General features: G+C 70.5%; 22 protein-coding genes. 4 read left to right on the plus strand and 18 right to left on the minus strand.

The window, feature by feature from the left end:
* Window positions 1-189: 189 nt before the first annotated feature.
* Both W7S_RS16155 and W7S_RS16160 read left to right on the plus strand, forming a co-directional pair.
* Window positions 190-1,404, plus strand: a complete 1,215-nt coding sequence (locus W7S_RS16155) for a serine hydrolase (protein WP_036429020.1) — start codon at window positions 190-192, stop codon at window positions 1,402-1,404.
* Between the two features lie 13 nt (window positions 1,405-1,417).
* A complete protein-coding gene (locus tag W7S_RS16160; RefSeq protein ID WP_008258207.1) occupies window positions 1,418-1,957 on the plus strand; it encodes a GNAT family N-acetyltransferase in 540 nt (179 codons plus the stop codon).
* On the opposite strand, the gene W7S_RS16165 is transcribed toward W7S_RS16160, so the two are convergent.
* From W7S_RS16165 to W7S_RS16220, 12 genes are all read right to left on the minus strand, one after another.
* The gene (locus tag W7S_RS16165) at window positions 1,958-4,672 is read right to left on the minus strand and encodes a fumarate reductase/succinate dehydrogenase flavoprotein subunit (RefSeq protein WP_081490122.1); all 2,715 of its coding nucleotides are present in this window, start codon (window positions 4,670-4,672) and stop codon (window positions 1,958-1,960) included.
* Window positions 4,669-5,418, minus strand: a complete 750-nt coding sequence (locus W7S_RS16170) for an ABC transporter ATP-binding protein (RefSeq protein WP_008258209.1) — start codon at window positions 5,416-5,418, stop codon at window positions 4,669-4,671. The genes W7S_RS16165 and W7S_RS16170 overlap by 4 nt, the downstream gene beginning before the upstream one ends.
* On the minus strand, window positions 5,415-6,272 hold the full coding sequence (locus W7S_RS16175) for an ABC transporter permease (RefSeq protein ID WP_026071322.1): 858 nt from the start codon (window positions 6,270-6,272) through the stop codon (window positions 5,415-5,417). Before W7S_RS16175 ends, W7S_RS16170 begins: the two co-directional genes overlap by 4 nt.
* Window positions 6,269-7,657, minus strand: coding sequence for an ABC transporter substrate-binding protein (locus W7S_RS16180; protein ID WP_014712008.1), 1,389 nt, complete (start codon window positions 7,655-7,657; stop codon window positions 6,269-6,271). The genes W7S_RS16175 and W7S_RS16180 overlap by 4 nt, the downstream gene beginning before the upstream one ends.
* 26 nt (window positions 7,658-7,683) lie before the next feature.
* Window positions 7,684-7,914 carry a ferredoxin family protein gene (locus tag W7S_RS16185; protein ID WP_008258228.1) on the minus strand — a complete coding sequence of 77 codons (231 nt, stop codon included), beginning with the start codon at window positions 7,912-7,914 and terminating at the stop codon, window positions 7,684-7,686.
* Window positions 7,911-8,669, minus strand: a complete 759-nt coding sequence (locus tag W7S_RS16190) for a GntR family transcriptional regulator (RefSeq protein WP_036429023.1) — start codon at window positions 8,667-8,669, stop codon at window positions 7,911-7,913. The genes W7S_RS16185 and W7S_RS16190 overlap by 4 nt, the downstream gene beginning before the upstream one ends.
* A gap of 188 nt (window positions 8,670-8,857) precedes the next feature.
* Entirely contained in the window at window positions 8,858-11,719 is a 2,862-nt protein-coding gene (locus W7S_RS16195) for an aminotransferase class I/II-fold pyridoxal phosphate-dependent enzyme (RefSeq protein ID WP_008258230.1), read from the minus strand.
* 95 nt (window positions 11,720-11,814) lie between these two features.
* Window positions 11,815-12,201: a hypothetical protein gene (locus W7S_RS16200; protein WP_008258231.1), complete on the minus strand. Its 387-nt coding sequence runs from the start codon at window positions 12,199-12,201 to the stop codon at window positions 11,815-11,817.
* Entirely contained in the window at window positions 12,198-12,707 is a 510-nt protein-coding gene (nusB, locus tag W7S_RS16205; protein ID WP_008258232.1) for a transcription antitermination factor NusB, read from the minus strand. Before nusB ends, W7S_RS16200 begins: the two co-directional genes overlap by 4 nt.
* Window positions 12,704-13,267 carry an elongation factor P gene (gene efp / locus W7S_RS16210; RefSeq protein WP_007171952.1) on the minus strand — a complete coding sequence of 188 codons (564 nt, stop codon included), beginning with the start codon at window positions 13,265-13,267 and terminating at the stop codon, window positions 12,704-12,706. The genes nusB and efp overlap by 4 nt, the downstream gene beginning before the upstream one ends.
* 126 nt (window positions 13,268-13,393) lie before the next feature.
* Complete coding sequence (locus tag W7S_RS16215) at window positions 13,394-13,618, minus strand: hypothetical protein (protein WP_008258233.1); 225 nt, start codon at window positions 13,616-13,618, stop codon at window positions 13,394-13,396.
* Between the two features lie 36 nt (window positions 13,619-13,654).
* Window positions 13,655-14,764, minus strand: a complete 1,110-nt coding sequence (locus W7S_RS16220; protein ID WP_008258234.1) for a Xaa-Pro peptidase family protein — start codon at window positions 14,762-14,764, stop codon at window positions 13,655-13,657.
* A gap of 33 nt (window positions 14,765-14,797) precedes the next feature.
* Between W7S_RS16220 and W7S_RS16225 the strand changes: the two genes are divergently transcribed.
* Window positions 14,798-15,484, plus strand: a complete 687-nt coding sequence (locus W7S_RS16225; RefSeq protein ID WP_009955904.1) for a B-4DMT family transporter — start codon at window positions 14,798-14,800, stop codon at window positions 15,482-15,484.
* Here the strand turns inward: W7S_RS16225 and aroQ are convergent.
* From aroQ to aroC, 4 genes are read right to left on the minus strand one after another with little or no spacing between them, the layout of a single operon-like run.
* Window positions 15,481-15,915, minus strand: a complete 435-nt coding sequence (gene aroQ, locus W7S_RS16230) for a type II 3-dehydroquinate dehydratase (protein WP_008258236.1) — start codon at window positions 15,913-15,915, stop codon at window positions 15,481-15,483. The two genes, W7S_RS16225 and aroQ, sit on opposite strands and share 4 nt — an antisense overlap.
* Entirely contained in the window at window positions 15,912-17,003 is a 1,092-nt protein-coding gene (gene aroB / locus W7S_RS16235; RefSeq protein WP_008258237.1) for a 3-dehydroquinate synthase, read from the minus strand. The genes aroQ and aroB overlap by 4 nt, the downstream gene beginning before the upstream one ends.
* Before the next feature lie 52 nt (window positions 17,004-17,055).
* Entirely contained in the window at window positions 17,056-17,580 is a 525-nt protein-coding gene (locus W7S_RS16240) for a shikimate kinase (RefSeq protein ID WP_008258238.1), read from the minus strand.
* Entirely contained in the window at window positions 17,580-18,785 is a 1,206-nt protein-coding gene (aroC, locus tag W7S_RS16245; protein ID WP_008258240.1) for a chorismate synthase, read from the minus strand. The genes W7S_RS16240 and aroC overlap by 1 nt, the downstream gene beginning before the upstream one ends.
* Before the next feature lie 163 nt (window positions 18,786-18,948).
* On the opposite strand from aroC, the gene W7S_RS16250 reads away from it, so the two are divergent.
* On the plus strand, window positions 18,949-20,022 hold the full coding sequence (locus tag W7S_RS16250; protein WP_008258241.1) for an LLM class flavin-dependent oxidoreductase: 1,074 nt from the start codon (window positions 18,949-18,951) through the stop codon (window positions 20,020-20,022).
* Between the two features lie 5 nt (window positions 20,023-20,027).
* Here W7S_RS16250 and W7S_RS16255 read toward each other — a convergent pair whose 3' ends face one another.
* The gene (locus W7S_RS16255) at window positions 20,028-20,465 is read right to left on the minus strand and encodes an A24 family peptidase (protein ID WP_008258242.1); all 438 of its coding nucleotides are present in this window, start codon (window positions 20,463-20,465) and stop codon (window positions 20,028-20,030) included.
* Window positions 20,466-20,475: 10 nt separating this feature from the next.
* Window positions 20,476-21,261 carry a shikimate dehydrogenase gene (locus tag W7S_RS16260; RefSeq protein ID WP_029385085.1) on the minus strand — a complete coding sequence of 262 codons (786 nt, stop codon included), beginning with the start codon at window positions 21,259-21,261 and terminating at the stop codon, window positions 20,476-20,478.
* Window positions 21,262-21,314: the final 53 nt, after the last annotated feature.

The following is a 21,314-nucleotide window of genomic DNA, read 5'->3' on the forward strand; positions in this document are numbered from 1 at the left end:
GCCACGGCCCGCGTCCCGGCCCGTTGTCGCTCGGAGGCGGGCAAAACACCCATCGCTTCGCCCAGTGTCGCGTGGGAGGAGAATCGGACGGTCCGTCGGCGCGCGTTGCGCCGCGTTCGCGCGCGTTGCGCCGCGTCCGTGCGCGGCGGCGCCGGTCGCGCGGCGGCGCCGGCCCGCTAACCTGACCGGGTGAATCGCTCGACCCTTGACGGCAACGCGGCCTCCGTCCGCGAGGTGTGCGACGCCGGCCTGCTCGCCGGCGCGGTGACGGTGGTATGGCAGCGCGGAGAACTGCTGCAGGTCAACGAGATCGGCTACCGCGACGTGGACGCGGGCCTGCCGATGCAGCGGGACACGCTGTTTCGCATCGCGTCGATGACCAAGCCGGTGACGGTCGCGACGATCATGAGCCTGGTCGACGAGGGCAAGCTGACGCTCAAGGATCCGGTCGTGCGCTGGGCGCCGGAGCTGGCCGGCGTGCGGGTGCTCGACGATTCGCATGGCCCGTTGGACCGCACCCACCCGGTGAACCGCGCCATCCTCATCGAGGACCTACTCACCCATACCAGCGGCCTGGCGTACGGATTCTCGGTGTCCGGCCCGATCGCCAAGGCCTACATGCGGCTGCCGTTCAACCAAGGCCCGGACGCGTGGCTGGCCGAACTGGCCAAGCTGCCGCTGGTGCACCAACCCGGCGAGCGGGTCACCTACAGCCACTCCATCGACCTGCTGGGCGTCATCGCTTCCCGCATCGACGGCAAGCCGTTCCATCAGGTTCTCGACGAACGGATCCTGGGGCCGGCGGGCATGACCGACACCGGGTTCTTCGTCACCGCCGAGGCGCGGCGGCGCGCGGCGACCATGTACCGGCTCACCAACGAGCACCAGCTGCAGCACGGGGTGATGGGCCCGCCGCACCTCACGCCGCCGTCGTTCTGCAATGCCGGCGGCGGGTTGTGGTCGAGCGCCGACGATTACCTGCGCTTCGTGCGAATGCTGCTCGGCGGCGGAACGATCGACGGGGCGCGGGTGCTCTCGGAGGAGTCCGTGCGGCTGATGCGCACCGACCGGCTGACCGACGAGCAGAAGCGGCACAACTTCCTGGGCGCGCCGTATTGGGTCGGCCGCGGCTTCGGGCTGAACCTGTCGGTGGTGACCGATCCGGCAAAAAGCACACCGCTGTTCGGACCCGGCGGCGTCGGCACGTTCAGCTGGCCCGGCGCCTACGGGACCTGGTGGCAGGCCGATCCCACCGCGGATCTGGTCCTGATCTACCTCATCCAGAATCTGCCGGACCTGACCGTCGACGCGGCCACGGCTGTCGCGGGCAACACGTCGCTGGCCAAACTCCGCACGGCCCAACCGAGATTCGTCCGCAACACCTACCGCGCGCTCGGCCTCTAAAGGGCGCATCGCCATGCCCGACTACCCACCCGACCGCATCAACGGGCCGCGGCTGACCCTGCGCCTACCCACGCTCGACGACGCCGGACCGCTGTACCAGCGGGTCGCGCGCGATCCGCAGGTCACCAAGTATCTGCTGTGGGCACCGCATCCCGACGTCGCGGCGACGCGGCGGGTGATCACCGAAAAGCTCAACGCGGCCGCCGACGAGAAGACCTGGGTGATCGAACTGCGGCACCGCGGCGAGGTCGTCGGGCTGGCCAGCTGCCGACGCACGGCGGCGCACTCGGTCGAGATCGGCTACTGCCTGGGCCGGCGGTGGTGGGGCAAGGGCCTGATGTCGGAGGTGCTCGGCATGCTGCTAACCGCGCTCGACGCCGATCGCGACGTGTATCGGGTCTGGGCCACCTGCAGCGTCGACAACGAACGCTCGGCGCGTCTGCTCGAGCACGCCGGCTTCTTCCTGGAGGGCCGGCTGGCCCGGCACGCCGTCTACCCCACGATGGGACCCGAGCCGCAGGACAGCCTCCTCTACGCCAAGATCCTGCGCTGACTAGCCGTTCTGCAGCGAGCCGTCGTGCTCGAGCGCCCGGCGGGCGTAGGCCCGCACGTCGGCGTCGCTGTCCTTGAGCGCGATCCCAAGCGCGTCGCGGGCGTCGGGTTCGGCCGCCCAGCGCGTCAGGCTGAGCACCGCCGCCTTGCGCACGTCCAGGTGCGCGTCGCTGAGCGCCTCGGACAGCTGGGGAACCGCGAAATCCGCAGCCGCGCCGGCCAGCGCGCGCGCCGCGCCTTCGCGCACCTGCCAGGCCGGGGCCCGTAGCGCCTGCGTGACGGCGGCGTAATCGTCTTGGCTGCAACCTATCTCACCCAGCGCGGCGAGGCCGGCGGCACGGACCAACGGGTCGGTGTCGGCGACCAGCCCGCGCACCGCCCGGCTAGCTGGGGCTGCCACCGCCGCTAGCGTCGCCAGACCGGCGGCCGCGGCGATCCGGACCTCCCGGTTCTCGTCGCCGGCGGCGTCGACGACGCCCTGCACGTCGTCGACGGACACCAGCGCGCGCACCGCCTCGATGCGGACCCGATGATCGGCATCGGCGAGGGCGCGGCGGTAGTGGGCGCCGTCACCGGCGCGGCGTGCCGCCAGCACGTACAGCGCCGCCGCCCGCACCACGCGGTCGGCCGAATCCAGGTATTCCCGGGCCTTTTCGGGCTCGGGCAGCACCTCGACCAGTTCGCGGATCCCGTCGGCGCCGGTGCGGCGCACGGCCGCGTCGTCGTCGCCCAGCACCGCCAACAGCGCGGGGGCGTACCCGTCGGGGATGTGCTCGGTCAGCGTGGCCACCGCGGTGCGGCGCACGCCGGGATCGAAGTCGGCCAGGTAGCGCGCCAGGTCGGCGACCGTCGGCTCCTCGAGCGCCAGCACTTCGGCGATGCGAGGCGAGGGCGCCTCGAAAGCCGTTGTCGCCGAGGCGATTCGGGACACCGCCGTGGCCGGGGCCTGGCCGCCGATCAGCGGCGGCTCCTCCACCGGGTACACGGTCCGGTCGGTGGGCGGCAGGCCGTCCAGCTCCGGGACCGGCACGAAGTACGGCGCCACCGGCCGCTTGAGGAACACCATCTCCCCGCCGGCGTCTTTGCGAAGGTTGAGGTGGTAGCCCCACTGGGCGTCGTCGCGGCCGGGCAGATCGGCGCGGTCGTGATAGAGGCCCCACCGCGATTCGGTGCGGGTGTGCGAGGATCGGGCGGCCATCTCGGCGCAGTCCCGGATGAACGACACCTCCACCGCGCGCATCAGCTCGTGCGGGTTGCGGGCGCCCATCTCGGCGATCTCCTCGCTCATCCGCTCGAAGGTGCGGATCGCGAGCGACAGTTTGGCCGCCGTCTTGGGCGGGGCGACATAGTCGTTGACGAAGCGGCGCAGCTTGTATTCGACCTGCGGCTGCGGCGGCCCGTCGGGGTGGCGCAGCGGCCGGTAGATCAGCTCGTGCGCCTCGCGCACCTGGTCCTGCGGAAGCCGTTGCGGCGCGGCGACATCGGCCAGGGTGGACGCGGCGTGCGTGCCGGCGAGGTCGCCGAACACGAACGCCCCGATCATGTAGTTGTGCGGGACGCAGGCCATGTCCCCGGCGGCGTACAGGCCGGGCACCGTGGTGCGGGCCTGCTCGTCGACCCACACGCCGGACGCGGAATGCCCACTGCACAAACCGATCTCGGAGATATGCATCTCGATGTCGTGGGTGCGGTAGTCGTGGCCCCGGTTGGCGTGGAATGTGCCCCGGGTGGGCCGTTCGGTGGTGTGCAGGATGTTTTCCAGCGCCGTCAGCGTCTCGTCGGACAGATGCGTCACCTTGAGATAGATGGGCCCGCGCGCGGAGTCGATCTCGCTTTTGACCTCGGCCATCATCTGCCCCGACCAGTAGTCGGAGTCCACGAACCGCTCGCCGTGCGCGTTGACCTGGTATCCGCCAAAGGGATTGGCCACGTACGCGCACGCCGGCCCGTTGTAGTCCTTGATCAGCGGGTTGACCTGGAAGCATTCGATGCCCGACAGCTCGGCGCCCGCGTGGTAGGCCATCGAGTAGCCGTCGCCAGCGTTGGTCGGGTTCTCGTACGTGCCGTACAGGTAGCCCGAGGCGGGCAGCCCGAGCCGGCCGCACGCCCCGGTCGCCAGGATGACCGCCTTGGCGCCGACGGTGACGAACTCGCCGCTGCGCGTGTTCAGCGCCGCGGCGCCCACCGCGCGGCCGCCATCCACCAGCACCCGCACCGGCATCAGCCGGTTCTCGATCCGGATCTTCTCGCGCATCGACCGTTGCCGCAGCACCCGGTACAGCGCCTTTTTCACGTCCTTGCCCTCGGGCATCGGCAGCACGTACGAGCCCGAGCGGTGCACCCGGCGCACGGCGTATTCACCGTGCTCGTTCTTCTCGAACTTCACCCCATAGCGCTCGAGACGCTGCACCATCGCGAACCCGCGGGTGGCGGTCTGATAGATGGTGCGCTGGTTGACGATTCCGTCGTTGGCGCGGGTGATCTCGGCGACGTAGTCCTCGGGTTCGGCCTTGCCGGGGATCACCGCGTTGTTGACGCCGTCCATGCCCATCGCCAGGGCGCCCGAGTGCCGCACGTGGGCCTTCTCCAGCAACAGCACCTGCGCGCCGTTCTCGGCGGCGGACAGTGCCGCCATGGTGCCGGCGGTGCCGCCGCCGATGACCAGGACGTCACAGTCGAGCCGGACCGGTGCCGCCGGGTCGGGAATCTGCATCATGGAACCTCCGCGTGGTTCAGCGCGGCGATGATCTGCGCGCGCAACTCCTGCTGTGGCCGGTCGCTGCGCGGCTCCGGCACCTCGATCGAGGCACGCACCGGCTCACCGGCGCGGCCCAGCACCACGATGCGGTCCCCCAGCGCCAGCGCCTCGTCGACGTCGTGGGTGACGAACACGATCGTGGTCGGGTGGGTGCGCCAGGTGTCGATCAGCAGCCGCTGCATGGCGGCGCGCGTCTGGGTGTCCAGCGCGCCGAACGGCTCGTCCATCATGACCGCCCGGGGCGCCCCGGCCAGGCCCCGCGCGAGCTGGACGCGCTGGCGCATCCCGCCGGACAGGCTCTTGGGCAAATAGTTGCCGAATCCGGTGAGCCCGAGTTCGTCGATCCAGCGTTCGGCGGCGGCGCGCCGGCCGGCCCGGGGTGCGCCGCGCAGGCGCAGCGCCAATTCGATGTTGGACCGCACGGTGCGCCAGGGCAGTAATGCGTTGTCCTGGAACACCATTCCCCGGTCGCCCGAGGTGGTTTCGACGGGGTCGCCGTCGGCCAGCACGCGGCCGCCGTCGGGTAAGAGCAGGCCGGCCAGGGCGCGCAGCACGGTCGACTTGCCGCAGCCCGACGGCCCGGTCAGCACCAGGATCTCGCCCGGCCGCACCACCAGGCTCAGGTCGTCGATCACCGCAGGACCGTTGTAGGACAAGCGAACCCGGTCCAGCTCGAGGCCCATCCCGGTCTTGGTCGCGGTCATCGTGCGCCCTCCTGGGCGCGCGGCAGCCAGCGGGTCACGCGGCGGCCCACCAACTCGACGGCCGCCGACGTCACGAATCCCAGCACGCCGATGGTGATGATGCCGACGAACACCCGGGGATAGGCCAGCACGGTGTAGTCCTGCCAGGTGCGGTAGCCGACGCCCAGGCGCCCGGAGATCATCTCGGCGGAGATCACGCAGATCCAGGCCACGCCCATGCCGACGGACAACCCGCCGAACACACCCGGCAGGATGCCGGGCAGCACCACCTGGGTGAGCACCTGCCAGCGGCCGCCGCCGAGCGTGCGCACCGAGTCCTCCCACAGGGTGGGCAGCGCGCGCACGGCGTGCCGGGTGGAGACCATGATCGGGAAATAGGCCGCCAGGAACGTGATGAACACGATGCCGGCCTCGTCGGTCGGGAACAGCAGGATGGCCACCGGCACCATGGCGATGGCCGGGATGGGCCGGGCCAGCTCCACCAGCGGCCCGAACACGTCGGCGAACAACCGCGAGCGGCCCAGCAGCACACCGGTCGCGACGCCGACGACGGCGGCCAGCCCGAACCCGGTCAGGATGCGGATCAGCGACTGCGCCAGGTCGAGCCAGTACTCGCCGGTGCCGAGCCGGCGGTGCAGCGCGTTGACGATCTCGGTGACGGTGGGCAGCGTGTCGAATCGCAGCAGCAGCCGCACCTTGTCCGCGGTGAGCAATTGCCACACCCCGATCGCGGCGGCCACCGACGCCAGCCGCAGCAGCCGAGATTGCCACCGCGCCGCGATCCGCCGCGGCCGCGCCACCGCGGGCGTCGAGACGACGCCGAGGACTTGATCGGCCACCACTTGGGCAGTCATACCGAACCTCCCAGTGCCTCTTGGTAATCCATGGCGACACCGCGCGGGTGACCGGCGAGGTACCGGTTCGCCCCGGCCGGGGTGCCGAACGGCAGGTAGTTCTGCCCGTCTTTGACCCAGAACGCCTTGTCGGCGAACCAGCGGGTGCCGAGTTCGGCGTCGGGAACGTAGGCGGCGCGGACCTTGGCTCCGTGGCTGACCGCGTCCCGCACGGCCTGCAGCAGCGCGGTCGGGGTCGCGACCGTCTGCGTGGCGTCGGCCCCGTCCAGCCACAGCTCGCTGGCCAGCGCGGGGTCGCCGCGCAGCGCCGACGGGTTGGCGGTGCGCGCCCGCGACGCCGCATAGTCGAGGCCGCGGGCGGTGAACACCGCGCGCAGCGGTTCGTCCACGACGAACTTCGCCACATCGAGATCGGCGAAGTCACCGATCGACTTCAGGTACGGCACATCGCTTTTCAGCGCCTCGACCAGCGACGGCTTCAGCGTGGTGTCGAACGATGTGCCCCCGGGACCGTTGTAGAGGTAGACGACCTCCTGGGGCAGCCCGCTTTCCTTGGCCACGATGCGGGCGGCCTGCAGCGGCTTGTCGTTGATGAAATCGGTGGCGTCCAACTGCGCCTGCAGGAAGGCGCCCAGCACCTCCGGGTGCGCCGACGCGTAGGAGCGGCGCACCACCACACCGTGCAGGGTGGGCAGGTTCAGCTCGGCCCCGTCGTAGAGCAGCTTGGCCTTGCCCTGATAGACCAGCAGCCCCGGCCAGGCGACGAATTGCGAAAGCGCCTGTACCTGACCGGATTCCAGCGCCGATGCCCCGACCTGCGGTTGCTGGTTGAGCACCTCGACGCCGGTGACGCCGGCCCTGCCCAGCGCGCGCACCAGGGTGCCGTGGCCGGCCGACCCGACGCTGGCGGAGACCTTGGTGCCGGCGAGGTCGGCCAGGCCCTTGGCGCGCGAATCCGGGGTCACCACCACCATGTTGAGGGCGCCCTTGGGGTTGTAGCCAGTGATGGAGACGATCTCGGTGCGGGCCAGCGGGTTGGCCTGCGTCTTGGAGCCGTTGATCAGCATCGGATAGTCGCCCATCGAGCCGATGTCGATCTTCTCGGCGAGCATCTGCGCGGTGATCGGGGCGCCGGTGTCGTAATCCTGCCACCGCACCGCGTATTTGGTGCCGGTGCGGGTGGTGATGTCGGCAAGGCGGTGTTCGAGGTAGCCCTGTGCGCGCAGCAGCGTGCCCGCGGTGACGGTGTTGATGGTCTTGGACTGGTATCCCACCACCACGTTGACCACGCCGGATGACTGCGACAGGGATTCCAGCGAGCACCCGGAGAGCAGCGCGGCGATCGCGATCATCACCGACGCCGGCCAGACGGCGTGTCGTTTCATCGAAGAATCCTGGGGATAAACGCTTTTCAGCGAAGGAGATAGGGCATGTTGACGGTGACGGCGCCAGTCGGACAGCGGGCCGCGCAGGGGCCGCAGTACCAGCATTCGTCGACATGCATGAAGGCCTTGCCGGTGTCGGGGTTGATGGCCAGCGCGTCGAGCGGGCAGACCTCCACGCACAGCGTGCAGCCGTCGATGCACAGCGACTCGTCGATCGTCACCGGCACGTCCGCGCGCGTGTTGTTGATCAGCGTCATGGGTTGCTCCTCGTTTCGGCTCGGACAAGATTGCCGCGCATGGTGATTCGGTCCCCGCGCATCCGGATGTACTCGAGGTCGACGGGGGTGCCGTCGGCGAGGCTGGTGAGGCGCTCGAGCATCAGCAGCGCCGCGCCGTCGGGCACCTGCAGCGTGGCCGCCGAGTGCGCGTCGGCGGGGATGGCCTCGAGTGCCAACGCCGCCGAGCCCAGCCGCTGCCCGCTGACCTCCTCGATGAGCGCGAACAGGTCGTCGGTTTCCAGGGGATGGTTCAGGACCTGGGCGCCGATGTCCGGGGCGAGGTAGGTGAGGTCCAGGCTGAGCGGCAGGTCCCCGAGGTAGCGCAGCCGCTCGACGAACACCGCCCGCTCCCCCGGTTTCAGCCGCAACCGGCGGGCCACCGACGGCGGCGCGGTGACCGGCATGGCCGCCCGCACCTCGTTGCGCACCTCGCCGAGATCCTTGAACGTTTCCTTCAGGCCCAGCAGCGCGTCGAGCCCGTGGTCGTACTTGCGCTGCGCGACGTGGGTGCCGACCCTGGGCCCGCGGTCGATCAGCCCCTCGTGCTTGAGGACGGTCAGCGCTTCGCGAACGGTGTTGCGCGAGACCGAGAACTCGGCGGCCAGATCGAGTTCGGCCGGCAGGCCGTCCGGGTAGGCGTCGGCGTGGATCTGCTGGCGCAACACGTCGGCGACCCGGCGGGCGCGGCTGGCCCGCGAGCCTTGAACATCCCCGACGGGTACTGGTTGCGCCACGCCGCCACGCTAACGCAGCTCAGGGGCCCTTTCCGGGCCGCCGGGCAGCGTCGGCGACGGCGCCCAGCCGCATTGCGCCGGGTCCCGTTCGCGCCCGACCAGCGGAAACCTCGGACCGACGCGCCATTGCGCCACCTGCGGCGATCCGCCGGTGTTGCGATCTGGATGAGCAGAACCCGACGCGCGCGTCAGGTGTTGTCGGCGACCGACGGCACCGCCGGCGCGCCGTTGCGCGCTCCGTTCATGCCGGAGGCGACGGAGGCGTCTGCGGGCAGCTCGAACGCCGCGGTCACCGAGCCCACCGCGGCCGCCGCGGCGTTGCGTTGCGCTTCCATGCGCGCCAGCGCCGTCTCGGTGAAGACCGACAGCCCCAAATCGGGGTTGTAGCCGTGGATTTCCTTGACGTCGAGCTGGGCCAGGAAGTAGACGATCTCCTTGGAGACCACCTGGCCGGGCACCAGCACCGGGAAGCCCGGCGGGTAGGGCACCACGAACGTCGTCGACACCAGCGTCTTGCCCTCGGCCAGCCGCCGGCCCGCCATGCCGATCAGCACGTGCTCGCGATCGGCCTCTTCGTATCCGGCGTAGAACGCCGACCGCATGTCACCGAAGTTGCATTCGTCGACGGGCCGGAACGCGACGTCGAACTCGCTGAAGTCGGGCAGGTGCGGCAGGTCCTCGGTGATCTCCTCGACGTGGCGCTGCTGCAGCGCCCGGTCCGCCACGCTCGCCGCCTTTTCGGTGCGGTCGAAATCGATTGCCACCCTCCGCAACACGTCGAGCAGGTAGTGCACGCTCGACCAGGTGACGCCGATCGTGAAGATCAACAACACGCTGTTGATCGACGTCTTGTTGATCTGGATGCCGAACCGCTCCATCAGGATCTTCTCGCGGAAGTCGTAACCGTTCATCCCGGTCGCGCCGACGAACAGGGTTACGCGCGTCGCGTCCAGCACGAACTGGTCGGAGCGCCACGCCTCGTTCCATTCGGCCAGCGCGCCCTGCCTGACCTCGCGGTACGAACTGACCGACGACTCCCGGAATTCCTCGGGCACCAAATCGGATTCGTCGAGGATGCGGAACCACTTGCTGATCAGCCGGTCCTTGCGGACCCGGTGCCGGAAGACCAGCGCCATGTCGTAGACCTGCCGGACGAGTTGGAAACCCTCGATGTCGACCTGGCGGCGGGCCAGGTCCAGCGACGCGAGCAGCTGCTGGTTCGGTGAGGTCGACGTGTGGGTCAAAAACGCCTCCCCGAACGCGTCGCGGGTGAGTGCGTTGAAATCCTGGTCACGGACGTGGATCATCGACGCCTGCCGCAGCGCCGACAGCGATTTGTGCGTGGAGTGCGTCGCGTAGACGCGGACCCGCGCGCTCGCCGGATCGGGCATCAGCTCACGCTCGATCCACTCCGACCGGTCGACCCCGTCCATCGACGCGGCCCATTTCCGGTATTCCTCAACGTATTCCGGCGATGCCAGCATGTGCTCGAGGCGTTCGGCGGCCACCATCGCGGTCCGCTGCCGCGCCCACGGCACCGCCGTCGCGAAGGCGTACCACGCCTCGTCCCACAGAAAGCAGATGTCCGGCTTGATCGCCAGCACCTCCTGCATGACCTGCAGCGGGTTGTAGACGACGCCGTCGAACGTGCAGTTGGTCAGCAGCAGCATCCGCACGCGGTCCAGTTGTCCCGCCGCCTCCAGGTCCAGCAGCGTCTGCTTGATGGTGCGCAGCGACACCGCCCCGTAGATCGCGAACTGCGGCAACGGATAGGCGTCCAGGTAGAGCGGGTAGGCGCCGGCCAGCACCAGCCCGTAGTGGTGCGACTTGTGGCAGTTGCGGTCGATCAGCACGATGTCGCCGGGCCGGGTCAGCGACTGCACGACGATCTTGTTGGCGGTCGACGTCCCGTTGGTGACGAAGTAGGTGTGGTCGGCGTTCCACGTTTTCGCGGCCTTGTCCATCGCCTTCTTGATGTTGCCGTGCGGGTCGAGCAGCGAGTCCAGACCGCCGGAGGTGGTGGAGGTTTCGGCCATGAAGATGTTGCGGCCGTAGAACTCCCCCATGTCCTGCAGAGACCTGGAGTTGAAGATGCTGGCGCCGCGCGCGACGGGCAGCGCGTGGAACTGGCCGACCGGCGCCGCCGCATACGCCCGCAGCGCGTCGAAAAACGGTGTGGCATAACGGTTCCGCAGCCCGGCGAGCACTGTGCTGTGCAGATCGGTGACGTCGTTGAGCCGGTAGAACGTCCGGTCGTAGACGTCGGGCTCGCTGTCGTCGCCCGCCGCGATCGACTCGTCGGTGAGCAGGTACAGGTCGATGTGGGGCCGCAGCTCCCTGATCCATTCGCCGCACTCGACCCAGTCGTTGGCGCGGTCGGGGATGACGCCGTCCGCGTCCTCGTTGGGCCCGAGCAGCGTGTTCATCAGCGGCAGCCGGTCACGCGAGCGCAGCGGCAGGTCGTCGCGGATGATCGCGGCCTGGATCTCCCCGTTCAAAGCGACGGCGGTGATCGCGTCCTCGACGCTGGGGACGACCAGGATCTCGAACTGCACATCGTCGGACGGGCAACGCAGCGCCCGCAGGCATTCGGCCAGGCTGTCCGGCGCCGTGCTGGGGGCGTCGTCGGCGAGCAACACGGTGTAGAAGTGCTGCTGTTTGGCCTGCGCCACCAGCTCCTGGTCATCCAGCGGCGCCGAGGTGTCGAAAAGGCCTGCGCGGTCGCCGTATTCGCTCAGCAGCCGCACGGCCAGGGAGACCTCTTCGGTGAGCCGCACCGTGGACAGGCTCTCCAGGTGCGCGCGGAAGACCGCCAGGTTTTCCGCGCCCGGGTACAGCCAGTAGCGCTCGTAGGCGGCGATGCGGTCCATCAAACGCTTCACCCGGGCCACGTCGTGGGTTTTGTCCAAGCCGGCGAGATCCACCTCGGCGAGGTGGCGGCACGCGTCGTCGAGCAGGTTCCAGGTGTCGACCCGGGCGTAGGACGGGTTGGCCACCGCCGCCAGCGCGGAGACTCGAAGTCGTCGCGGCTGGGTGCTGTATCGGATCATGACCTCACCTGTTCTTCTCGGATCGCCGCCGCTGCAGTCCAACTCGTATTGTCAACCCGCCGCGCCCCGACCGTGGCCGTTTCACCTGAGCTTGATCAGTGATCCGGCTCGTCACCACCTTCGATCATCCGCCGGTTTGCCCGGGCGTCCGCCCACCGCAGCACGGGCAACTCCCGGCTACGGGCCGGCAGGTCGGTGACGTCGCTGAGCGCTCGCACCACGCCCTGCGTCAGGCCCATGATCGCGGCCATCACCGGCAGCAGCGGCTGCAGCGGCCGGGCCGCCGAACGCACCGTGCTGATGCGGCGGGCGACGGCCACCCGTTCGACGCAGTGATACAGCCACGCGCCCACCCCCAGCGCGAAGATCGAGAGCACCGAGGCGACGATGGTCCACCCGTAGGCGGCGCACACCACGGCACCCACCACCACCGCCGCGGCCAGCACGGCCGCAACGACCAGGCGCAGCTCCAACCGGCTCATGGCTGCGGTCCGTGGTCCTCCGCTGTGCCGGGGGCGTCGGAACCCGCCGCGCCCCGAACGGCCTGGGCGGCCGCCCTGATCTGCGGGGTGACCAGCATGACGTGGCCGAGCACCCCGTTGACGAAGCCCGGCGAGTCGTCGGTGGACAGCTCCTTGGCCAGCTGGACGGCCTCGTCGACGGCGACCGGCTCCGGCACGTCGTCGGCGTAGAGGAGCTCCCACACCGCGACCCGCAGGATGGCGCGGTCCACGGCGGGCAGCCGGTCCAGCGTCCAGCCCTGCAGATGCGAGCTGATCAGGTCGTCGACGTGTGCGGCGTGTTCGCCGACGCCCCGCGCCACCGCCGCCGTATACGGCTGCAGGGGCGCGATTTCGGGGTTCGCCTCGGCGAGCCCGGTGCGGACGTCGACCACCTCCGCGGGGCTCAATCCGCGCGCCTCGGCTTCGAACAACAGGTCGACGGCGCGCTTGCGAGCCTGATGTCGCCCTTTAACGGGCCGGCTCACGCGTTGACACGTCCCAGGTAGCTGCCGTCGCGGGTGTCCACCTTCAGCTTGTCCCCGGTGTTGATGAACAGCGGCACCTGAATCTCGGCCCCGGTTTCCACGGTGGCGGGTTTGGTGCCGGCGCTGGACCGGTCGCCCTGCAGGCCGGGCTCGGTGTGGGTGACCTCCATCTCGACCGACACCGGCAGCTCGATGTAGAGCGGCGCCCCGTTGTGGAACGCCACCTGCACCGGCAGACCCTCGAGCAGGAACCGGGCGGCGTCGCCGACCAGCGACTCCGGCAGCGGATGCTGCTCGTAGTCCTGGCTGTCCATGAACACGAAGTCCGAGCCGTCGCGGTACAGGTAGGTGGTGTCGCGCCGGTCCACGGTCGCGGTTTCCACCTTCACCCCGGCGTTGTACGTCTTGTCGACGACCTTGCCTGACAGCACATTCTTCAGCTTGGTGCGCACGAACGCCGGGCCCTTGCCGGGTTTGACGTGCTGGAACTCGACGATCTGCCACAGCTGGCCGTCGATCACCAGCACCAGTCCATTCTTGAAATCGGCAGTGCTTGCCACGGTTCGGTACGTCTCCTCGGGGATGGACAGTCGTCTAGGGAACTGTCTGTGACTTGTCGGCCAGTTTAGAGTGCTCGCCGGCGCGGGCCCGCGGCCCGGGGTCGGGGCGCTGACGGGTGGAACGTGTCAGCGGTGGGCGTGTTGTCCGTCGACCCGGGATGGTTCCTCGTGCGACGCCAACGGCTTGATCATCGTCAACAGCGGGACGCGCAGCGTCACCCCGCTGGCGAACGGCAGCCGCACGGCGAAATAGACGATGTCCATCTCCAGCCGTGTCTCGCGTAGGGGCTGGGCGTACATGTCCCACCGGAAATCCCGCAGGCGCGCCAGCCCCCGTGCCACCCCGTTCACGCCCCCGACCTTACTCGGGCGCGCAACCCCCCCGAGCTAGGAGAGAACGGCCAGCTCCTTGGGGAATTTGGTCAGCAGTTCCGGGGCCTGCGCGCGGCCCTCTTCCGGCACCACCAGGGTGTCCTCGATGCGGACGCCCCCGCGGCCGGGCAGGTAGACGCCGGGTTCCACGGTCACCACGGACTCGCCCAGCAAGGTGCCGGTGGACGTGGCGCCGATGCCCGGCGCCTCGTGGATCTCCAGACCCACGCCATGGCCCAGGCTGTGGCTGAACTGCTCGCCGTAGCCGGCGTCGGCGATCACCTGGCGGGCCGCGGCGTCCACCCCGCGCAGGTCGGCGCCGGCGCGCAGCGCCTCCCGGCCGGCCCGCTGGGAGTCGGCGACCAATTGGTAGATCTCCAGCTGCCAGTCGGCGGCCTTGCCAAGCACGAACGTGCGGGTCATGTCGGAGTGGTAGCCGCCGACCAGCGCGCCGAAGTCGATCTTGACGAAATCACCGGCCGCCAGCGCGGCGTCGGTGGGGCGATGATGCGGGATCGCCGAGTTCGGCCCCGCGGCCACGATGGTCTCGAACGAGATCGCGTCGGCGCCGTGGTCGAGCATCAGGGCCTCGAGCTCCCTGCTGACCTCGCGTTCGGTGCGGCCGGGCCGCAGCCCGCCGCGCGCCACCAGGTCGGTGAGCGCGGCGTCGGCCGCCTCGCAGGCCAGGCGCAGCAGGGCGACCTCACCGGCGTCCTTGACCTCGCGCAACGCCTCGACGGTTCCGGCGGCCTTCACCAGTTCGGTGGGCGCCTTCCGGTCGTTCAGCTCGCCGGTCAGGGCGTCGAATCCGTCGACGGTCACCACGTTGCTTTCGAAACCCAGCTTTCGCGCACCCGCCGCGGCGGCCTGCCCGACCAGGTAGCGCCCCAGCACGCGCTCGATGGCGACCTCCAAGTCCGGCGCCTGCTCGGCGGCCTGGGTGCGGTACCGGCCGTCGGTCGCCAGCAGGGGGCTTCGATCGTCGGCGAACACCAGCAACGCGCCGTTGGACCCGGTGAATCCGGAGAGATAACGGACGTTGACCAGGTCCGTGACCAGCAGCGCATCCAATCCGCTGGTCTGCAGCCGTGCTCTGAGCCTGTCTCGACGCTGTGAATGTGTCACGGGTCTTGACGGTACTCGCTACGCTTTTGGGCCATGAGTAACTGGATGCTGCGCGGATTGGTGTACGCCGCGGCGATGGTCGTCGTTCGATTGTTCCAAGGTGCGCTGATCAACGCGTGGCAGACCCAGGCGGGTTTGTTCAGCGTGGTGCTGCTGCTGCTGTTCGTCATCGGGGTCGCCGTGTGGGGGGTTCTGGACGGCCGGGCCGACGCCATCGCCAACCCCGATCCGGACCGACGCGGCGACCTGGCGATGACCTGGCTGCTGGCCGGCCTGGTCGCGGGCCTGCTCAGTGGCGCCGTCTCCTGGCTGATCGCGCTGGTGTACACCGGCCTGTACACCGGTGGGCTGATCAACGAGGTGACGACGTTCGCGGCGTTCACCGCGCTGTGCGTCTTCCTGCCCGGCATCATCGGCGTGACCATCGGCCGCTGGCGGGTGGACCGCAATCCCCCGCCGCGCCGCCCCGGCACTGACGAGGAACGCGCCGACACCGACGTGTTCTCCGCGGTGCGCGCCGACGACGCGCCCACCGGTGAGATTCCCGCGGCCGGCGCCCAGACCGAAGAGCGGACCTCCGCTGTCGCCACCGCCGAGCGCGAGGGGCCCACGGAGACGATGCCCACGGAGGAATCCCCCACCGAGACGATCGCCAAGACCGAGGACGACCCGAAGACCGAGGTCATCCCGTCGGCCCGCGAGGAGCCGAAAAAGGACTAGCCGGCGGCGGCCAGGTAACGCAGGGCGAGCAGATAGCCCTGCACGCCCAGCCCCACGATCACTCCGGTCGCGACCGGGCTGAGGTAGGAGTGCCGCCGAAACTCTTCGCGCGCATGCACATTCGAGATGTGCACCTCGATCAGCGGCGCGCTCAATTCCGCGCACGCGTCGCGCAGCGCCACCGAGGTGTGGGTGAGCCCGCCGGCGTTGAGGATCACCGGTTCGCTCGCGTCGGCCGCCGCGTGGATCCAGTCCAGTAGCTGCGCCTCGTTGTCGCTTTGTCGCACAACGGCTTTGAGGCCGAGCCCGGCGGCTTCGCGCTCAATCAGCGCCGCCAGCTGCTCGTGCGTGGTGTCGCCGTACACGTCGGGCTCGCGCCGGCCGAGCCGGCCGAGGTTGGGACCGTTGATCACGTTCACCGTGGTGGTCATGATTGCGCCTCCGCGAGTCCGGCGTACGCCGCCGCCAACAGCGACGGGTCGGGCCCGGCCAGCCGGCCGGGCTTCGCCAGCCCGTCGAGGACGACGAACCGCAGCACACCGGCGCGCGACTTCTTGTCCCCCGCCATGTATTCCAGCAACTGAGGCAACGCGTCGGCGTCGTAGCTGACCGGCAGGCCGAGCGCGGACAGAATGGTGCGGTGGCGCTGCGTGGTGGCGTCGTCGAGGCGCCCGGCGAGGCGGGCCAGTTCCGCGGCGAAGACCAGCCCCACCGATACCGCCGCGCCGTGCCGCCACTCGTAGCGCTCCCGGCGTTCGATCGCGTGCCCCAATGTGTGCCCGTAGTTGAGGATCTCGCGCAGCTCGGACTCCTTCTCGTCGGCGGCGACGACCTCCGCCTTGACCGCGATCGCGCGGCGGATCAGCTCCGCGAGCACCTCACCGGAAGGGTCCACGGCGGCTTTCGGGTCGGCCTCGATGAGGTCGAGGATCACCGGATCGGCGATGAAGCCCGCCTTGACGATTTCGGCCATCCCGGCGACGAGTTCGTTGTGCGGCAACGTTTGCAGCGTCGCCAGATCGACGAGGACCGCGCGCGGCTGGTGGAACGACCCGACCAGGTTCTTCCCCGCGTCGGTGTTGATGCCGGTCTTGCCGCCGACGGCCGCGTCGACCATGCCCAGCAGCGTCGTGGGCACGTGCACGATGTCGACGCCGCGCAACCAGGTGGCCGCCGCGAAACCGGCGACGTCGGTGGCCGCGCCGCCCCCGAGGCTGACCAACGCGTCCTTGCGCCCGATCCCGATGCGGCCCAACACTTCCCACAAAAAGCCCACGACCGGCAGATCCTTGCCGTCCTCGGCGTCCGGGATCTCGATGCGGTGGGCGTCAACGCCCTTGTCGGCCAACCGGCTTCGGATCAGCTCGGCGGTCTCGGCCAGGACCGGTTGGTGCACGATGGCCACCTTGTGCCGGTCGCCGAGCAGCTCCTCGAGCTCCGTCAGCAGGCCGGTGCCGATGATCACCGGGTACGGCGGGTCGACGGCCACCTCGATGGTGACCGGGTCACCGGCTGTCATATGGCGCCGCTCCTCCTCATCGCTTCGCTCTGCATCGTCGCCGGCGCTGCCCTCACGTGGCCGCCCCCGCCGGTGCCTGCAACCGCGAGACGATGTAGCGGACCACCGCGCCGGGGTTGCGGCGGTTGGTGTCGACGCGGATGGTCGCCGCCCGGCGATACAGCGGACTGCGTTCGGCCATCAGCGCGCGGTATTTGTCGGCGCGGTCGGGCCCGGCCAGCAGCGGGCGCACCGTGTTGCCGCCGGTGCGCCGGACGCCTTCGGTGGCGCTGATCTCCAGGTAGACGACGGTGTGGCCGGCGAGCGCCTCGCGGACGCCGGGGCTGGTGACGGCGCCGCCGCCCAACGACAGCACGCCGTCGTGGTCGGCCAGCGCGGCGCGGACCACGTCCTCTTCGATGCGCCGGAATTCCCGTTCGCCGTCGGTGGCGAAGATCTCGTCGATGCGCCGCCCGGTCCGCTGCTCGATCGCCGCGTCGGTGTCGAGGAAGCCGACGTCGAGCGCCTTGGCGAGCCGGCGCCCGATGGTGGACTTGCCCGACCCCGGCAACCCGATCAGGACCGCTTTGGGCGCCATCACGCCGTGCCCCGGGCGGCCGGCGATTCCCGCTCGGCGACCGCCCTGCGATAGGCCTCGACGTTGCGGCGGGTTTCGGCCAGCGAATCGCCGCCGAATTTCTGCAGCGCGGCGCGGGCCAGCACCAGCGCAACCATGGCCTCGACCACCACGCCGGCGGCGGGCACCGCGCACACGTCCGAGCGCTGGTGGATCGCGACGGCTTCGTCGCCGGTCGCCATGTCGACGGTGGCCAGCGCGCGCGGGACGGTGGAAATCGGCTTCATCGCCGCGCGCACGCGCAGCGGCTGGCCGTTGGTCATGCCGCCTTCGAGCCCGCCGGCGCGGTTGGTCGAGCGGACCACGCCGTCGGGGCCCGGGTACATCTCGTCGTGGGCACGGCTGCCGCGGCGGCGCGCGGTCTCGAATCCGTCGCCGATCTCGACGCCCTTGATCGCCTGGATGCCCATGACGGCGGCGGCGAGCTGGCTGTCGAGCCGGTTGTCGCCGCTGGTGAACGAGCCCAGCCCGACGGGCAGGCCCAGGGCGACCACCTCGACCACACCGCCGAGGGTGTCGCCGTCCTTCTTGGCCGCTTCGATCTCGGCGATCATCGCCTTTTCGGCCGCCTCGTCGTACGCGCGGACCGGGCTGGCGTCGATCGCGGCCAGGTCCCCCGGGCCCGGCGGCGGGCCCTCGTAGGGCGCCGACGGGCCGATCGCGATCACGTGCGAGAGCACCTCGACGCCCAGCGCCTGGCGCAGGAACGACCGGGCGACGGTCGCCGCGGCGACGCGGGCCGCGGTCTCCCGGGCGCTGGCCCGCTCCAGGACCGGCCGGGCGTCGTCGAAGCCGTACTTGAGCATGCCCGCGTAGTCGGCGTGGCCGGGCCGCGGCCGGGTCAGCGGGGCGTTGCGCGCGCTGTCGGCCAGCTCGCCGGGGTCGACCGGGTCGGGAGCCATCACGGTCTCCCACTTCGGCCATTCGGTATTGCCGATCTCGACGGCGATGGGCCCGCCCAGGGTGACGCCGTGGCGCACCCCGGACAGCACGCTCACCGCGTCCCGCTCGAACGCCATCCGGGCGCCGCGGCCGTAACCGAGCCGGCGGCGGGCCAACTGCTCCGAAATGTCCAGGGAGGTGACCTCCACGCCGGCGACCATGCCTTCGAGCACGGCCACCAGCGCACGGCCATGCGACTCCCCGGCGGTGATCCAACGCAACACGCGTCCCATCTTCCCATGGCGGCTTCCGAAAGCCGATTCGCGCAGCCCGCGGCTGCGGGGAACCGATGCGGGGACTTTCATCCTCCCTGATGCCAGGGGTGACCACGCGATTCGGTCGGCGGCCGGGCCGGGCCGCCGCGGTCGTGTGCCAGCATCTTGTCTGGTGGGTCAATTTCTCTGGTACATACCGAATACCGTCGAGCCCGGCCATCGCGGCGACGACACCGTCGACGGCTGGGGAAGCCTCGACTATTCCGTCGAACTGGCGCAGCGCGCCGAGCAACACGGCTGGGACGGCGCGCTGATCGGCACCGGCTGGGGACGTCCGGACACCTTCACGGTCGCGACCGCAATCGCCGCGCGCACCAACCGCTTCGCGCCGCTGGTGGCGGTCCGTCCCGGGTACTGGCATCCGGCGCATTTCGCCAGCGCGGCGGCCACCCTCGACCGGCTCAACGACGGCCGGCTGCTGGTCAACATCGTCAGCGGCGCCGACGATCCGGCCGCCTACGGCGACGCCGAGGTCGACAAGTCACGCCGCTACGACCGCACGCGGGAATTCATCCGGTTGCTGCGCCGGTTGTGGCGCGAGGACGACGTCACCCACCGCGGCGAGTTCTACACCGTCGAACACTCGAGCCTGCAGCCCCGCCCGCTCGGCGCGGCCGAGGGCCGGCACCCGACGCTGTACTTCGGTGGGGCATCGGCGGCCGCCGAGCAGGTCGCCGCGACCGACGCCGACGTCCAACTGTTCTGGGGGGAGCCCCTGGACGGGATCGCCGAACGCATCGACCGGCTGAAGTCGTTGTCCGCCAAGCTCGGTCGCGAGCACGCGCCGCTGGAGTTCGGCCTGCGGGTCACCACGCTGGTGCGCGACACCTCCGAGCAGGCCTGGCGCGACGCCGAGGCCAAGGTCGCCACCCTGGCCGGAACGCCCACCATGCAGCTGCTGCACGACCCGAAGGGATCCGCGGGCCAGCGGCGGCTGTCCGACCTCGCCGCGCGCGGCGAGGTGCTCGATTCCTGTCTGTATACGACGCCGAGCAAGTACGGCGGCGAAGGCGCCGGGACGACGTGGCTGGTCGGGTCGGCCGCCGAAGTCGCCGCCGCGCTGCGCAAATACGCCGACCTGGGGGTCAGCCATTTCGTGCTGTCGGACACCCCGTACAAGTCGGAGACGGTCCGGCTCGGCGACGAGCTGTTGCCGCTGCTGCGCCCCGCCGTCGTCGGCAACTGAAGGCGTCAGAGCAGCGACAGGCCGATGCCCGCCGCGCTGGCCAAGCACATCGACGGCCCGTGCGGCACCGTGCGGCCGCCCCGAGCGCCGCCGCGAATCCGGGCGACCATCCCGACCAGCACGGTCAGCAGCGGCGCACCGAACGCCGCCAGGAACCACACGCCGGCGCCACAACAACCGGTCAGCGCGCCCACGCCGATGGCCAGCTTGACGTCGCCGGCCCCCATCCCGCCCGGCGCCACCCAGTGGACCAGCAGATAGATCGCGGTCAACGCCGCGGCTCCGGCCAGCGCCGACCACCCGCGCCCGGCCACCCCGGCCACCGCCAGGATCGCCGCGGCGCCGGTCAGGGTCAGCGCGTTGGGCAAGCGCCGTTGGTGGATGTCGTAGCAGCTCAACGCCGCCAACCAGGCCAGCACCAGGCACCCCGCCGCAATCCGCATGCGCGGCAGGCTAATCCGATGCCTCCAGGGCGCAAGCCATGGCCTCGCGGGGCGCCGGCAGCCCGGTGAACTGTTCGACCTGCGCGAAGGCCTGGTGCAACAGCATCTGCACGCCGCTGATCACCCGGCCCCCCGCGGCGCTCACCGCGGCGGCCAGCGGCGTCGGCCACGGGTCGTAGACGGCGTCGAGCAGCACACCGATGCCGGCGAACGTGCCGGCATAGCGGGCGGCCACGTCCGCGGGAATGGTGCTGACCAGCACGTCGGCGGAAGCGACCTCGTCGGCCAGCCCGCCGCCGTCGAGGTCGCAGAACCGCGTCGCGACGCCCATCGCGTGTCCCAGCTCCACCAGCCGGGCCGCCTTGCCGGGATTGCGGGCCACGACGGTGATGCCGCCGACGCCCAGTTGCGCCAGGCCGGCGACGGCCGCCGGCGCGGTGCCGCCCGATCCACAGACCAGCGCCCATCCAGAGGCCGTCGACCCGAGCGCGCCCGCCACCCCGTCGATGTCGGTGTTGTCGGCCCGCCAGCCCGCCGGGGTGCGCACCAGGGTGTTGGCCGACCCCACCCGCTCGGCACGCTCGGTGCGCTCGTCGGCGAACGCCAGGGCGGCGAACTTGCCCGGCATGGTCACCGACACCCCGACCCATTCGGGGCCGAGCCCGCCGACCACCCCGGGCAGCTGGTCGGCGTCGCATTCGATGCGGTCGTAGGTCCAGCCGGTCAGGCCCAGCGCGCGGTAGGCCGCCAGGTGCAGCTGCGGGGATTTCGAGTGGGCGATGGGTTTGCCGAGCACCGCCGCCTTCCGGGGTGCGCCGCTGGCTTGACCGAGCGGCGACCCGCTGCGCC

The sequence above is a fragment of the Mycobacterium sp. MOTT36Y genome (genome assembly GCF_000262165.1).
GTDB lineage: Bacteria > Actinomycetota > Actinomycetes > Mycobacteriales > Mycobacteriaceae > Mycobacterium > Mycobacterium intracellulare.